The sequence below is a fragment of the Streptomyces sp. NPDC051677 genome (assembly GCF_044453465.1).
Classification (GTDB): Bacteria; Actinomycetota; Actinomycetes; order Streptomycetales; family Streptomycetaceae; genus Streptomyces.
Window position 1 is genome coordinate 1 of record NZ_JBITCT010000103.1, and the last position, 14,526, is coordinate 14,526.

At 70.0% G+C, this 14,526-nt stretch carries 14 protein-coding genes; 11 read left to right on the forward strand and 3 right to left on the reverse strand.

From position 1 onward, the window contains the following. The 7 genes from ACIBAF_RS47930 to ACIBAF_RS47960 all read left to right on the forward strand — a co-directional run. The coding region (locus ACIBAF_RS47930; RefSeq protein WP_399472959.1) for an ABC transporter ATP-binding protein at positions 1-146 on the forward strand (146 nt) is incomplete at its 5' end. Between the two features lie 189 nt (positions 147-335). Beyond that, a complete protein-coding gene (gene iolC / locus ACIBAF_RS47935) occupies positions 336-1,340 on the forward strand; it encodes a 5-dehydro-2-deoxygluconokinase (protein ID WP_399472935.1) in 1,005 nt (334 codons plus the stop codon). Between the two features lie 4 nt (positions 1,341-1,344). Further along, positions 1,345-2,217, forward strand: coding sequence for an aldolase (locus tag ACIBAF_RS47940; protein ID WP_399472937.1), 873 nt, complete (start codon positions 1,345-1,347; stop codon positions 2,215-2,217). Then, positions 2,214-3,110, forward strand: a complete 897-nt coding sequence (iolB, locus tag ACIBAF_RS47945; RefSeq protein WP_399472939.1) for a 5-deoxy-glucuronate isomerase — start codon at positions 2,214-2,216, stop codon at positions 3,108-3,110. The genes ACIBAF_RS47940 and iolB overlap by 4 nt, the downstream gene beginning before the upstream one ends. Further along, complete coding sequence (gene iolD / locus ACIBAF_RS47950; protein ID WP_399472941.1) at positions 3,110-4,993, forward strand: 3D-(3,5/4)-trihydroxycyclohexane-1,2-dione acylhydrolase (decyclizing); 1,884 nt, start codon at positions 3,110-3,112, stop codon at positions 4,991-4,993. The genes iolB and iolD overlap by 1 nt, the downstream gene beginning before the upstream one ends. A gap of 14 nt (positions 4,994-5,007) precedes the next feature. Continuing rightward, entirely contained in the window at positions 5,008-6,498 is a 1,491-nt protein-coding gene (locus tag ACIBAF_RS47955; protein ID WP_399472943.1) for a CoA-acylating methylmalonate-semialdehyde dehydrogenase, read from the forward strand. Between the two features lie 87 nt (positions 6,499-6,585). Then, positions 6,586-7,983 (forward strand): M1 family metallopeptidase, encoded by a 1,398-nt coding sequence (locus ACIBAF_RS47960; RefSeq protein ID WP_399472945.1) that lies wholly within the window; start codon positions 6,586-6,588, stop codon positions 7,981-7,983. 287 nt (positions 7,984-8,270) lie between these two features. Here the strand turns inward: ACIBAF_RS47960 and ACIBAF_RS47965 are convergent, their stop codons facing one another. Next, positions 8,271-8,756, reverse strand: a complete 486-nt coding sequence (locus ACIBAF_RS47965; protein ID WP_399472947.1) for a hypothetical protein — start codon at positions 8,754-8,756, stop codon at positions 8,271-8,273. Between the two features lie 107 nt (positions 8,757-8,863). Then, a complete protein-coding gene (locus ACIBAF_RS47970) occupies positions 8,864-10,114 on the reverse strand; it encodes an MFS transporter (protein WP_399472949.1) in 1,251 nt (416 codons plus the stop codon). Between the two features lie 554 nt (positions 10,115-10,668). On the opposite strand from ACIBAF_RS47970, the gene dhaK reads away from it, so the two are divergent. The 3 genes from dhaK to ACIBAF_RS47985 are packed head-to-tail and all read left to right on the forward strand — an operon-like array spanning position 10,669 to position 12,729. After that, on the forward strand, positions 10,669-11,661 hold the full coding sequence (gene dhaK / locus ACIBAF_RS47975; protein ID WP_399472951.1) for a dihydroxyacetone kinase subunit DhaK: 993 nt from the start codon (positions 10,669-10,671) through the stop codon (positions 11,659-11,661). A gap of 46 nt (positions 11,662-11,707) precedes the next feature. Then, positions 11,708-12,322 (forward strand): dihydroxyacetone kinase subunit DhaL, encoded by a 615-nt coding sequence (gene dhaL / locus ACIBAF_RS47980; RefSeq protein WP_399472961.1) that lies wholly within the window; start codon positions 11,708-11,710, stop codon positions 12,320-12,322. Further along, a complete protein-coding gene (locus ACIBAF_RS47985) occupies positions 12,319-12,729 on the forward strand; it encodes a PTS-dependent dihydroxyacetone kinase phosphotransferase subunit DhaM (protein ID WP_399472953.1) in 411 nt (136 codons plus the stop codon). Before dhaL ends, ACIBAF_RS47985 begins: the two co-directional genes overlap by 4 nt. 98 nt (positions 12,730-12,827) lie before the next feature. Here ACIBAF_RS47985 and ACIBAF_RS47990 read toward each other — a convergent pair whose 3' ends face one another. Then, the gene (locus ACIBAF_RS47990) at positions 12,828-13,463 is read right to left on the reverse strand and encodes a TetR/AcrR family transcriptional regulator (protein ID WP_399472955.1); all 636 of its coding nucleotides are present in this window, start codon (positions 13,461-13,463) and stop codon (positions 12,828-12,830) included. A gap of 182 nt (positions 13,464-13,645) precedes the next feature. Here ACIBAF_RS47990 and ACIBAF_RS47995 point away from each other — a divergent pair, with 182 nt between their 5' ends. Next, positions 13,646-14,407, forward strand: a complete 762-nt coding sequence (locus ACIBAF_RS47995) for an SDR family NAD(P)-dependent oxidoreductase (RefSeq protein ID WP_399472957.1) — start codon at positions 13,646-13,648, stop codon at positions 14,405-14,407. The last annotated feature ends 119 nt before the right edge of the window (positions 14,408-14,526 follow it).

The window sequence follows — 14,526 nt, forward strand, 5'->3', positions numbered from 1 at the left end:
AACTCACCAACCACATGGCAGGCGGCGCCGAACTCGCAGCCCTCAAACACGAGTTGTCCCAGGTCCGCGGCGTCGACGTCGAGGAACTCCCGGAGACCGAGGACCTCACCGCTCCCGTGGCCCCGCCCCCCGACGCGGCCAGTTGACGCCGGCCGCGGTGGTGGCGGCGATCCGGAGTGGGGTGCCGTGCGCAGCCTGCACCCCACTCCTGGACAAGCTATTGACATGACATATGGACTTGGGCCATCGTACGTGAACTAGAGCGCGCTAGTAGAGCGCGCCAGAAGATTCTCCCGACAAGCCTGTCGAGCCGTCGGACCGAAGGGAAACCAGCGATGCCGTTCGAAGTGCTGACCATGGGTCGGGTCGGGGTGGATGTGTATCCGCTCCAGACCGGTGTGGGGCTGGCCGAGGTCGCCTCGTTCGGCAAGTACCTGGGCGGCAGTCCGACCAATGTGGCGGTGGCCGCGGCCCGGTACGGACGTTCGGCGGCTGTGATCACGAAGACGGGCCGGGATCCGTTCGGCGACTTCGTGCGGCAGGCTCTGGAGGGTTACGGCGTCGACAGCCGGCTCGTGGGGACGTCGGAGATCGCGCCGACGCCGGTGACGTTCTGCGAGATCTTCCCGCCGGACGACTTCCCGCTGTACTTCTACCGGCTGCCGAAGGCTCCCGACCTGGACATTCAGGCGGACGAGCTGGACCTGGGCGCGGTGCGCGACGCGCGGATCTTCTGGGTCACCGGGACCGGGCTGAGCGAGGAGCCGAGCCGTTCGGCGACGCTGGCGGCGCTGGCGCACCGGGCGAAGGCGGGGGCGACGGTGTTCGACCTGGACTGGCGGCCGATGTTCTGGACGGACCCGTCCCAGGCGCGCGCGTTCTACGCGGAGGCGTTGCGGCATACGACGGTGGCGGTCGGCAATCTCGACGAGTGCGAGGTGGCCACCGGGGAGCGTGAGCCGTACGCCGCCGCGAAGGCGCTGCTGGCGGCGGGTGTGGAGCTGGCGGTGGTGAAGCAGGGGCCGAAGGGCGTGCTGGCGGTGGGCCGGGACGGCTCGGCCGCCGAGATCCCGCCGGTGCCGGTGGACGTCGTCAACGGGCTGGGCGCGGGTGACGCGTTCGGCGGGGCGCTGTGTCACGGGCTGCTGTCGGGGTGGGACACCCGCCGGATCGTCTCCTTCGCCAACGCCGCCGGTGCGATCGTCGCGGGTCGGCTGGCCTGCTCCGAAGCGATGCCGACCGAGGCCGAGGTCGAGACCAAGCTCCACGAAGCGTCCCTCGCAGCCCCCTCCCCCGCCGTCTCCTCCCCCGCCGCCTCCTCCTTCGAACGAAAGGCGTGACGCCGTGCTGTCGGACAACGTGAGCCGGATCGTGGCCGCCCGGGTGAACGATCCCGGCGCCATCGCGGCAGCAGCCGCGCGCCGGGTGAAGGCCACCTCGCTTTTGGGCGAGCACGGCAAGGCCATGATCGTCGCCGCCGACCATCCCGCACGCGGGGCCAACGGCGTCGGCGGCGACCCGAACGCCATGGCCGACCGCTTCGAGCTGATCGACCGACTGTGCATCGCCCTGGAGCGGCCGGGTGTGACGGGTGTGCTGGCCACCGCCGACATCCTGGAGGACCTGCTGCTCCTCGGCGTCCTGGACGGCAAGAGCGTCTTCGGCTCGATGAACCGGGCGGGGCTCGCGGGCTCGGTCTTCGAGATCGACGACCGCTTCACCGGCTACGACGCCGCCACGATCGCGGCGATGGGCTTCGACGGCGGCAAGATGCTCACCCGCATCGCGCTGGAGGATCCCGCCACGCCGTCCGTCCTGGAGAACACCGCACGGGCGGTGGACCAGCTGAACGACCGTCGACTCATCGCCATGGTCGAGCCGTTCCTCTCCCTCTGGCAGGACGGCAAGATCCGCAACGACCTCTCCACGGACGCCGTGGTCAAGTCGGTCACCATCGCCTCCGGACTGGGGCGGCGCACCGCCTACACCTGGCTGAAGCTCCCGGTCGTGGACGACATGGAACGCGTCCTGGCCTCCTCCACCCTGCCCGCGCTGCTGCTGGGCGGCGAGGTCAAGGACGCCGACGCGGCCTTCGCGTCCTGGGGCAAGGCCCTCAAGCAGCCCACCGCGCAGGGCCTGGTCGTCGGCCGCTCCCTGCTCTACCCCTCGAACGGCGATGTGGCCGGTGCGGTGGACAAGGCGGTGAGCCTGCTGTGAGCGACCCGAGCAAGTACCACCTGCCCAGGGGGACTTCGGCCGACGGCCCCTACGAACTCCTGGTCACGCCCGAGTCGGCGGGCTGGGGATACTCCGGCCTCAGGATCCTGACCCTGAAGCCGGGCGAGGCACACGCCCTGTCCACCGGAGACTCCGAGTTCCTGGTCCTGCCGCTGACGGGCTCCTGCACCGTCACCACGGACGGCAGCGCCTTCGAACTCGACGGCCGGACAGGCGTGTTCGCCTCGGCCACCGACTTCGCCTACGTGCCGCGCGAGTCGGAGGCCCTGATCAGCAGCGCACAGGGAGGTCTGTTCGCGCTGCCCTCCGCCCGTACCGAACGGAGCTCACTCTCCGCTCGGTACGGGCGCAAGGAGGACGTGCCGGTGGAGCTGCGGGGTGCGGGAGCGTGTTCCCGGCAGGTCAACAACTACTGCCTGCCGGGCACGTTCGAGGCCGAGCAGCTGCTGGTGTGCGAGGTGCTCACCCCGGGCGGGAACTGGTCGTCGTACCCGCCGCACAAGCACGACGAGGCCCGCACCGATGCGAACGGCGATCCGGTCGAGAGCGAGCTGGAGGAGATCTACTACTTCCAGGTCGCCGGGGACGGCGACGGGTTCGGCTACCAGCGGGTCTACGGCACCGCGGAGCGGCCGATCGACGTGCTGGCGGAGGTCCGCTCGGGTGACGCCGTGCTGATCCCGCACGGCTGGCACGGGCCGTCGATCGCCGCGCCCGGCTACGACCTCTACTACCTCAACGTGATGGCGGGTCCGGGTCAGGACCGCGCCTGGCTGATCTGCGACGACCCCGCCCACGGCTGGGTGCGCGCCACGTGGGACTCGCAGGACATCGACGACCGGCTGCCGTTCGGGGCCGAGGAGAACGAGTGATGGAAACGATCAGGCTCACCACCGCCCAAGCGCTCGTGCGGTTCCTGGCCGGCCAGTACAGCGAGCGCGACGGTCAGGAACAGCGTCTCGTCCCCGGTGTCTGGGGCATCTTCGGGCACGGCAACGTCGCGGGGATCGGCCAGGCCCTGTTGCAGGCCGCCACCACCGGCGAAGCCGACCTGCCCTACTACCTGGCCCGCAACGAGCAGGGCATGGTCCACGCCTCCGTCGCCTACGCGAAGATGCGCGACCGGCTGGCCGCGTTCGCCTGTACGGCCTCGACCGGGCCCGGCTCGACGAACATGATCACGGGTGCGGCGCTGGCGACGACGAACCGGCTGCCCGTGCTGCTCCTGCCGTCCGACATGTTCGCCACCCGCGCCGCCGACCCCGTCCTGCAACAGCTGGAGGACACCCGGGGCGGGGACGTCACCGTCAACGACGCCTTCCGTGCCGTCTCCAAGTACTTCGACCGCATCTCCCGACCCGAACAGCTGATCCCGGCCGCGCTGGCGGCGATGCGGGTCCTGACCGACCCGGTCGAGACCGGCGCGGTCACCCTCGCGCTGCCGCAGGACGTGCAGGCCGAGGCCTACGACTGGCCGGTCGCGTTCTTCCGGCGGCGGGTGTGGCACGTGGGCCGCCCGGTGCCGGAACCGCAAGCCGTGGAGCGGGCCGCGCAGCTGCTGCGGAACGCGAAGAAGCCGCTGATCGTGGCCGGCGGCGGGGCGGTGTACTCGGGCGCGGAGACGGCCCTGCGCGCCTTCGCCGAGGGCACCGGCATCCCGGTCGCCGACACGCACGCGGGCAAGGGCGCGGTGCCCTGGGACCACCCCTGCGCGGTCGGCGGCATCGGCTCGACGGGTGCGTACGCCGCCAACGAGCTGGCGAAGGACGCGGACGTCGTCCTCGGCATCGGGACCCGCTACTCCGACTTCACCACCGCCAGCCACACCGTCTTCGGCAACCCCGACGTCACCTTCGTCAACCTCAACGTCGCCCGCCTGGACGCGGTGAAGCACTCGGCGGAGCCGCTGGTCTCGGACGCCCGGCTCGGCATCCAGGCCCTGGCCGGAGCCCTGCGCGACTGGGAGGTCTCGGCGGAGTACCGCACACGGACCCGTGAACTCATCGCCCGGACACGGGAGATCGAGGAGGAGTGCTTCGCCCCGGACCGCAACACGGGCGACCTGCCTGCCCAGACACAGATCCTCGGCGTGCTCAACGACGTCCTCGACGACCGCGCCGTCGTCATCAACGCGGCCGGCTCCATGCCCGGCGATCTGCAGCAGCTGTGGCGGGCCCGCGATCCGAAGGCCTACCACGTCGAGTACGCCTACTCCTGCATGGGCTACGAGGTCGCCGCCGGCGTCGGCGCGAAGATGGCCGATCCCACGCGGGAGGTCGTCGTCCTGGTCGGCGACGGCTCGTATCTGATGATGGCCCAGGAGATCGTGACCATGGTCTCCGAAGGCCTGAAGGTCATCGTCGTCCTCGTCCAGAACCACGGTTTCGCCTCCATCGGCGCTCTGTCGGAGTCCCTCGGCTCCCAGCGCTTCGGCACCGACTACCGCTACCGGGACCGGCATTCAGGCCTCCTCGACGGTGACGTGCTCCCCGTCGACCTCGCCGCGAACGCCTCCAGCCTGGGCGCGGACGTCCTGCACGCCACCTCCGTCGACGAGTTCCGCAGCGCGATCGAGAAGGCCAGGGCGGCCGCCCGCACCACCGTCGTCCACGTCGAGACCGACCTGTACGGACCCAACCCGCCCGGCCACGGCTGGTGGGACGTCCCCGTGAGCCAGACCTCCCGCCTCGACACCACCCGCGACGCCTACGAGACCTACGCGGCCCACAAGCAGACCCAGCGCCACTACCTCTGACAAGGAACCCTCACGTGACCACCATCCCCCACTGGATCAACGGCGCACCGGTCTCCGGTGCGGACACCCAGCCGGTGTTCAACCCGGCCACCGGCGCCGAGCAGGCCCACGTCGTCCTGGGCGGCGCGGCCGACGTGGACAGCGCCGTTCAGGCTGCTGCCGCCGCCTTCGAGACCTGGTCGGAGTCCTCCCTCACCCAGCGCACCCAGGTCATGTTCGCCTTCCGTCAACTCCTCGTCGACCACGAGGAGGAACTCGGCCGGATCATCTCCGCCGAACACGGCAAGACCGTCGACGACGCCCGCGGCGAGATCACCCGCGGACGCGAGGTCGTCGAGTACGCGTGCGGTCTCGGCGACGTGCTGAAGGGATCCTTCTCCGACCAGGTCTCCCGCGGCGTGGACGTGCACAACTTCCGCCAGCCGCTGGGCGTGGTCGCGGGCATCACGCCCTTCAACTTCCCCGCCATGGTGCCCCTGTGGATGCACCCCATCGCGATCGCCACCGGCAACACCTTCATCCTCAAGCCGTCCGAACGCGACCCCTCCGCCGCCAACTTCGTCGCCGAGCTGTACAAGCGCGCCGGACTGCCCGACGGCGTCTTCAACGTCGTCCACGGCGGCAAGGACGCGGTCGACGCCATCCTCACCCACCCCGGCGTCGAGGCCGTCTCCTTCGTCGGCTCCACCCCCATCGCCAAGTACGTCCACGAGCAGGCCACTTCGCACGGCAAGCGCGTCCAGGCCCTCGGCGGCGCCAAGAACCACGCCGTCGTCCTCCCGGACGCGGACCTGGAGTTCGCCGCCAACCACATCACCGCCGGCGCCTACGGCTCTGCCGGCGAGCGCTGCATGGCAGTGTCGGTGGCGGTCGCCGTGGGCGACGCGGCCGACGGCCTCGTGGAGGTGCTGGAGCGCAAGGCCCGCGAGATCAAGGTCGGCCCCGGCAACGCCCCCGGCACCGACATGGGACCCCTGGTCACCAAGGCCGCGCAGGAACGCGTCGAGAACGCCGTCGGCACCGCCCACGCCCAGGGCGCCACCGTCGTCGTCGACGGCCGCGGACTGAAGGTCGAGGGCCACGAGGACGGCTTCTTCACCGGCCCCTCCCTCCTCGACCATGTCACCACCGCCATGGACGCCTACAGGGAAGAACTCTTCGGTCCCGTCCTCGCCATCGTCCGCGTCGACTCCCTCGACGAGGCGATCGCCCTCATCAACGCCAACCCCTACGGCAACGGCACCGCCCTGTTCACCGCCTCCGGCGAAGCCGCACGCCGCTTCCAGCGCACCATCCGCATCGGCATGATCGGCATCAACGTTCCCGTCCCCGTTCCGATGTCCTACTACTCCTTCGGCGGCTGGAAGGACTCCCTCATCGGCGACTCCCCCATCCACGGCCCCGAAGGCATCCGCTTCTACACCCGCCCCAAGGTCGTCACCACCCGCTGGCCCCAGCAGGCCCACCAGGTCGCCGCCGGCTTCAACTTCCCCACCTCCACCTGACGGAACCCCCCGTGGCAGCAAAACCGTCGCGGCGGAGTCTGCCCAAGTCGGCTCCGTCGTCGGTGTGTTGTGGCAGTATCGGCTGGCATGTCGCCGTTAGCCGTGTGGTCGCTCATTCCCGGTCGTCGTCTGTTCGTCGTACTGCTCGTGCTGCTCGTGGCGGTCGGCGCCGGGGTGAGCGATGTCGGCGCGGTGGCCGGGCCGGGAGCGTCCCGGGCCGCGGCGACGCCCGATCGCGCTCGCTACGACGTGGCTCTGCGCTCCGACGCCGACGGCAGCCACTGGAACGGACGGCAGCGGGTGTCGTTCCGCAACGCGTCCGACCGGCCGCTGCGTGAGGTGTACCTGCGGCTGTGGGGCAACGGCGAGGACAAGTGCGGCACACCCGACACGCCCGCCCGCGTCGTCGTGTCGAGCATGAGCGGCGGCACGCCGGGCCCTCTCACCGTGGATTGCACGGCCCTGCGCATCGCCCTGCCGAAGCCGCTCGCGCACGGCGAGCGGACGTCCGTCGCCTTCGACGTCTCCATCACCGTGCCCGACCGCAATGCCCGCTTCGGCCGCGAGGGCGCCTACCGCTTCCTCGGCAACGCGCTGCCGGTGCTCGCCGTGCACGACGCGCAGGGGTGGCACCTCGACCCGTACGTGGCGGTCGGTGAGAGCTTCTACGCCCTGACGAGCGACTTCCGGGTCCGCCTCGACCACCCGTCGGCCCTGAAAGTGCCCGCGACCGGTCACACCCGGACTCTGCACGGCCGCCCCGGCCGTACGGTCACCCTCAGCGTGGCGGAACGGGTGCGCGACTTCGCGTGGGCCGCGGGCCCCTTCCGCACGGCGACGCAGACCACGCCCGGCGGCGTGCGCGTGAAGTCGTACTGGACGCCCGACACCCCCGCCGCGGGCGTGCGCCTCAACCGCGCGGACGCCGTCGCCGCGATCGACCGGTTCGGCCGGGAGTTCGGCCGCTACCCGTACGGCGAGATCGACCTCGTGATGACCAGCCAGTTCGGCGGCGGCATGGAGTACCCCGGTCTCGTCCTCCTCGGCACCGCCGAAGAGGGCAGCGCCGTCGTCCACGAAGTGGCGCACCAGTGGTGGTACGGCATCGTCGGCAACGACGAGTACACCTCGCCGTGGCTGGACGAGAGCTTCGCCCAGTACGCCAACGCCCGCTTCCACGGCTGGGACACCCGCGACTGCTGGTCGGACGTCTACTGGCCCGACGACAGCACCGCGCTGCTGACCTCCTCGATGGCCTACTGGTCGCAGCACCGCGGCGAATACCACCTCGTCTACACCGCCGGGCCCTGCGCCCTGGCCGACCTGGAACGCACCCTAGGCGCCGACACCATGGCACGACTCCTCAAGCGGTACGCCCAGGACCACTGGTACGGCGTCTCCACCACCGCCGACTTCAAGAAGGCCGCCCAGTCCATGACCGGCCAGGACCTCCGCCCCTTCTGGGAGACCCATTACATCCGGTGACGAGGCGCTCGACGAGCCGTTGAAAAGCGTTCCCATTGGCCTTTCTCAGGCCGGCACTTCCCGCTCGCTACCGCCGATCTCGTGACTCAGTCGCCCGTCGGACCAGATCCCGATCCTTCGGGCACCTATCAGGCCCTTCACAAAAGCCTTGCGCTGGGCCGGGCTCACCGAACGCCAGCGACTCGTCGCCCGCGCAGTGCAGGACCCCGGATCTTTACCGCAGGCGCCCTCAGCCGACGACGGCACAGTGATCTCGAACAACGACAGCACCCGCTGGGCTGCGGAAATTACGATCCCGAGCGCAAACCCAGAGCGCTGTGCTCCACCACGCCCGAGGGAAGATCGCTCTTTCCCGAAGCCCGAGCAGTCAACTCCACGAGACCGGCCCGGAGGTCGGCGGCGGGCTCACCAAGGACGATCGCGCTGATGATCAGCTCCATCATCAGACAGTCGTACGCGTCCCCCATACCCCGATAGCGCTCGCGATCAGCCTCCACAACGGCAGAGACGATCTTCCTCCCACCATCGGTCACTGGGGCAAAGGACACCTCATAGACGCCGTGACCGGTCCAACTCCGGTGCATGAAAAGGACATCTCCTTCAGCGAAGACGTTCCACTTCTCATCCATGTCCCGGGCTCGATATCCGCGCCGGATCCGGTCCCAGTCCTCGTCAGTCCAGACTCGATCCGGCAACTGAGACACCGGCCGGGGCGTGTTGATCGGATGGAGGCGCCGAAACGACTCTCGGGTGAGCGGGGCATCGGCAGTCATGACGTGATCCTACGGAAGCACCACTCCGACAGGACAGCGGCTTTCCCCCAGGAGCAGTCCGTGCCCTCCCCGGCAGCGGCTTCTGCGCCGTGCCGTGTCAGGTCAGGTCAGGTCAGGTCAGCTGTCGAGAGATCGAGTTCGTCGGCAGTACGAGCCCTCCGGGTGGGAGAAACCGTCAGCACGAGTGCCTGGACGACTGCTCCGGACAGTCCGATCCACAGGGCGAAGCGATAACTGACCTGGTCGGCGAGTACTCCGCCAAGTGGCGCACCCACCGCTACCATTCCCCAGTTCATCGAGCGGATCGTCGCGTTCATCCGCCCGCGCAGCCGGTCGGGTGTCACCGCCTGGCGATAGCTCATCTCCACCGGGCTTTCGATGCCGATGGCCAGGGACACGAGGAAGAAGGCGAGCGACACGGAGGCGAGCGCCCACGGTCCACGCGCGGCCAGGACCAAAGGCAGCCAGCCGATGGCGGCGAGCAGGCGGAAGGCGATCAGGGTGGCGCCGACGTCCAGTCTTCTGGCCACGCGCCCGGAGAGCGCACCGCCGAGTATCGCCCCGACACTGGCGCAGGCGTAGGTGACCCCCAGACCGAATGCCCCGATCTTCAGGCTGTGCAGGGCGAAGACCACGAAGACCGTGCTCACCATGCTGTTGAAGAGGAGCATCGCGTGCGAGGTCAGGGCGATGGACGCCAGCGTGCGATGCCGGTAAACCCACGCCACGCCCTCACGTAGTTCGCTGCCCAGACTGCGCCGTGCGCCTCGATCGGGGACGGGGTCGGGCGCCTTCACCGAAGCGAGCAGCAGGCCGGACATCAGATAGGTGAGGGCGTCCACCAGCACGGCAAGCGGCGCTCCCATGATTTTGATCAGTACCCCGGCAATCAGCGGTCCGGCCGAGCCGGCCACAGCGTCGGCCTGTTGCACACGGGCGTATCCCGCGTTGAGCAGCTCCTTTGGTACCAGCCGTGGCGCATACGACTGGTTCGCCGCCTCGAACAGCAACGACAGCACCCCGAACGCGAAGACGAACATGCACAGCGCCGGGATGCTGAGCCGATCCAGCGCATACAGCACCGGTATCGCACCGAGCAGGACTGCCCTTCCGAGATCCGTGGCGACCATCATCGGCTTGCGCCGGCAGCGGTCCACCAAGACCCCGGCTATGAGTCCGAAGAGCAGATACGGAACCCAGCGGGCGGCGTTGACGATGCCAACCTCGGTGGCAGAAGCGCTCAGCGTCACAGCGGTGAGGATCTGCAAGGCCAGCCCCGTGACCTGCGAGCCGAAGGCAGACACAGCCGAGGCGGTCCAGAAACGTACGTACCCAGGAACTTCCACCAGGCGCGGCATGACCGGACCGTACCAGCGAAGATCACCGACAGACGATGTCGGAACAGGTCACCCAGCGACGGCAGGATGCGCCGACCCGACTCAAGGCAGCCGCTCTGAGGCAGCCAGGCGCGACAGTCGACTACCTCACCGAACCGGGGCATTCGGACTGGCCACCGTCCGGACCTTGCTCGGCGAAGATGTCCGGTCGTAGGGGCGGCGACTCTTCAGCAGGCAAGATCTCCAAGCGCTTCGAACGTTCTCCGCCTCAACTTCAGCACAATCCCCTCCCCCGTCTCTCAAGAGGCCCGGAGCGAGGCCGGTCGCGCGCGTGCGCGTGACCTTCGCTGCCGCAAGGTCGATACTGCCGACAGTAGTGCTCCGGCGACCACACGTTCGACTCGCCAGAGTCACCTGACAGCCCGTCATCAAAGTCAGCACTGAGCCGGCATCGGTACCGCCAGGACGCGCTTCCGGCCGCCAAGGACCGCCAAGATCGACAACCGACCAAATCCATGTTGACCTGAAAATACAGTGGTCATGAGCCCATCCGTCACTCTCATCAGGAGGTACCCGTGAGGATGCTGATCAACGTTCCGGAGACCGTGGTCGCGGACGCGCTGCGCGGAATGGCGGCCGCTCATCCAGAGCTGACCGTCGACGTCGAGAACCGGGTGATCGTGCGGCGGGACGCACCGGTGGCGGGGAAGGTGGCGCTGGTGTCCGGCGGCGGCTCGGGGCACGAGCCGCTGCACGGCGGCTTCGTCGGACCCGGGATGCTCTCGGCGGCCTGCCCCGGTGAGGTGTTCACGTCTCCGGTGCCGGACCAGATGGTGCGGGCTGCGGCCGCCGTGGACAGCGGGGCGGGTGTGCTGTTCATCGTCAAGAACTACACCGGCGACGTGCTCAACTTCGACATGGCGGCCGAGTTGGCCGAGGACGAGGGCATCCAGATCGCGAAGGTGCTGGTCAATGACGACGTGGCCGTCACCGACAGTCTCTACACGGCCGGGCGGCGCGGTACGGGCGCGACGCTGTTCGTCGAGAAGATCGCGGGGGCCGCGGCCGAGGAGGGGCAGCCGCTGGAGCGGGTCGAGGCGCTCGCCCGGCAGGTGAACGAGAACTCCCGCAGCTTCGGTGTGGCGCTCAGCGCATGCACGACTCCGGCCAAGGGCAGCCCCACCTTCGACCTGCCGGACGGCGAACTGGAGCTGGGCGTCGGCATCCACGGGGAGCCCGGCCGGGAACGGCGGGCGATGATGACGTCCGGGGAGATCGCCGACTTCTCGGTCCACGCGATCCTGGAGGACCTGACGCCCCGCAACCCCGTCCTCGTGCTGGTCAACGGCATGGGCTCGACGCCGCTGCTGGAACTGTACGGGTTCAACGCCGAGGTGCAGCGCGTGCTGGCGCAGCGGGGCGTGGTCGTCGCCCATACGCTCGTCGGCAACTACGTGACGTCTCTCGACATGGCCGGCGTCTCGGTGACCCTGTGTCAGATCGACGAGGAGCTGCTGCGGCTGTGGAACGCGCCGGTGAAGACCCCCGGGCTGCGCTGGGGTGTGTGAGTCAGGGGCAGGCGCTCCGACCGTACCGACCATGCAAGGAGATCCAGTGCTCGACGCCGACTTCTTCCGCCGTTGGATGACGGCGACCGCCGCGTCCGTCGACCGCGAGGCGGACCGGCTCACCGCCCTCGACTCGCCCATCGGGGACGCCGATCACGGCAGCAACATGCGGCGCGGCTTCACCGCGCTGACCGCGGCGCTGGAGCAGGAGGCGCCCGACACTCCGGGCGCCGTCCTGGTCCTCGCCGGACGCCATCTGATCTCGACGGTGGGCGGGGCCTCGGGGCCGCTGTACGGCACGCTGCTGCGCCGGACGGGGAAAGCGCTCGGGGACGCGGCCGAGGTGGACGAGGCGCAGTTCACCGAGGCGCTGCGGGTGGGCGTGGAGGCCGTGATGCAGCTCGGCGGCGCCGCTCCCGGCGACAAGACCATGATCGATGCGTTGGCGCCGGCCGTCGACGCCCTCTCGGACGGCTTCCACGCCGCCCGGACCGCCGCCGAACAGGGCGCCAAGGCGACGACACCGCTGCAGGCCCGCAAGGGCCGGGCCAGCTACCTCGGCGAACGCAGCATCGGCCATCAGGATCCGGGCGCCACGTCGGCGGCGCTGCTCATCGCCGCCCTCGTCGAAGCCGACGGGGCGGGGGGTGAGGCGCGGTGAGCGACGAGAAACCGGTCGGCATCGTCCTGGTGTCGCACAGCGCGGAGGTGGCCGCGGCCGTGGCCGAGCTGGCGCGGGGGCTCGCGGGCGGCGGCGCGGTCGTGCCGGTGGCCGCCGCGGGTGGTACGGAGGACGGCGGGCTGGGCACGAGCGCCAAGCTGATCACCGCTGCCGCCGCCTCGGTGGACCGGGGGGCCGGGGTCGCGGTCCTCGCCGACCTCGGCAGCGCCGTCCTCACCGTCAAGGCGCTGCTCGCGGAGGGCGACGAACTCCCCGACACCGCACGCCTGGTGGACGCTCCGTTCGTCGAGGGCGCTGTGGCCGCGGTCGTGACGGCGGTGACGGGAGCCGACCTCGACGCGGTGGCAGCGGCCGCCGCGGAGGCGTACACGTACCGGAAGGTGTGACCCAGGCTCAGGTAGGTCCCCTCGGCGTCGAGCGACGTCGCTCGACATCGCTCGACATCGCTCGACATCGCTCGACATCGCTCGACATCGAGACGGACTTACCTGAGCCCCTCCGACGCCACCTCGAGGGCCGAGCGGACGGCCTCCGCCAGCTCGGCCCGTGTCGTCGCCGGGTCCGTGGCGTCGTCCTCGACGTGCCACGCGTGGTGTTCCACGGCGGCGCGCAGGGCCGCGTTGAACATCGCCGCCTGGATGGCCGGCCGGAAATCCCCGGCCGGCAGCCCAGCCCGGTCGGCTAGGGCCCGGGCGAACACCGGCTCGGCCTCGTCGTAGGTCTGGAGCCAGACCGCGCGCAGGCCCGGCTCGGTGCGGGTCAGCCGTACCAGCGCCCCGACGGTGGCGGGGTCGGGGCCCACGACGAGGCGCTGTTCGCTTTCCATCCGGGCGAAGGCGTCTCCCAGGGGGCGGCCTGGGCTCCACTCCCTCAGACAGACGGCGATCGAGTCGATGCCCGCCGTGAGCAGCGGGCGTACACAGCTCTCCTTGCTGGGGAAGTACCGCCAGACCGTGCGCGCGGAGACGCCGACGGCCTGGCCGATCTGCTCCCCGGTGGTCGCGGCGACGCCCTGGCCCACGAACAGGTCCACCGCGGCCTGGGCGATCTCCAGTCGGATCTCCGCCTTGCGCTGCTCCGTCAGGGGCGGCCGGCCTGTGCGTCCACCGGATGCGGTCATGCGGTCGTCCTCCGGTCTCTCCGGTCTCTCCGGTCTCGGTCACCCTCCACAGAAATTCCGTGTGCCCGGATTCTTCACCATGACTTTATGTCACTCGCAGACATTAAGTCGTAGGGTGGTGCCACAAGCACTCCGGGGACGCCCCCCACCCCGCATTTCGCAGACCTAGCTAGGAGCACCACATGGCCACTGGACTGGAAGGCCGCAGCGTCGTCGTCACCGGAGCGGGCTCGGGCATCGGGCGCGCCACGGCCCTGGCCTTCGCCGCGGAGGGGGCGCGGGTCCTGGTCGCCGACCTCAACGCCGAGGGCGCGCAGGCCGTCGTCAAGGAGATCGAGCAGGCGGGCGGCGCGGCCGTCGCCGTCACCGGCGACCTCAGCGAGCAGAGCGTCGTGGACGAGGTGGCCGCCACCGCGGTGGAGCGGTTCGGCGGGATCGACGTGCTGGTGAACAACGCGGGGATCATGGACCGCATGTCCGCGCTCGCGGACGTGAGCGACGCGGAGTGGGAGCGCGTCATCCGGGTCAACCTCACCGCCCCGTTCCTGCTCACCCGCGCGGTGCTGCCGCACATGCTGGCCGCCGGCCGGGGCGCGATCGTCAGCACCGCCTCCGAGGCCGGTCTGCGGGGCAGCGCGGCGGGCGCGGCATACACCGCGTCGAAGCACGGCGTGGTGGGGCTGACCAAGTCCCTCGCGGTGATGTACCGGAGCAAGGGCATCCGCGCGAACGCGATCGCGCCGGGCGGCACCAAGACAGCGATCGTCGTGGAGGCCGAGCAGGGCGCCCACGGTCCGACAGCGCTCGGACCGCACTTCGTCAACGTCGGCCGCCTGGCGGAGCCGGAGGAGCAGGCCGCCGCGATCGTGTTCCTCGCCTCGGACGCGGCCAGCAACATCAACGGCGTGATCCTGCCCGTCGACGACGGCTGGGCGGCGGTCTGACGCTCTCAGGCCTGAGGCCTGAGGTCTGAGTGGACGTTAAGTCCGATCTTCCCCGGTTCGTGATCGCTCGATCGTGGGACTGATACTCGTCCGGGGCGACTGCTCGTCATGCCCATGCT

Bases quoted from the DNA above. Each gene is read 5' to 3' on its own strand.
- iolC (WP_399472935.1), top strand. From the start codon at position 336: ATGCCGTTCGAAGTGCTGACCATGGGTCGGGTCGGGGTGGATGTGTAT.
- iolD (WP_399472941.1), top strand. From the start codon at position 3,110: ATGGAAACGATCAGGCTCACCACCGCCCAAGCGCTCGTGCGGTTCCTG.
- ACIBAF_RS47960 (WP_399472945.1), top strand. From the start codon at position 6,586: ATGTCGCCGTTAGCCGTGTGGTCGCTCATTCCCGGTCGTCGTCTGTTC.
- ACIBAF_RS47965 (WP_399472947.1), bottom strand. From the start codon at position 8,756: ATGACTGCCGATGCCCCGCTCACCCGAGAGTCGTTTCGGCGCCTCCAT.
- ACIBAF_RS47970 (WP_399472949.1), bottom strand. From the start codon at position 10,114: ATGCCGCGCCTGGTGGAAGTTCCTGGGTACGTACGTTTCTGGACCGCC.
- ACIBAF_RS47990 (WP_399472955.1), bottom strand. From the start codon at position 13,463: ATGACCGCATCCGGTGGACGCACAGGCCGGCCGCCCCTGACGGAGCAG.
- ACIBAF_RS47995 (WP_399472957.1), top strand. From the start codon at position 13,646: ATGGCCACTGGACTGGAAGGCCGCAGCGTCGTCGTCACCGGAGCGGGC.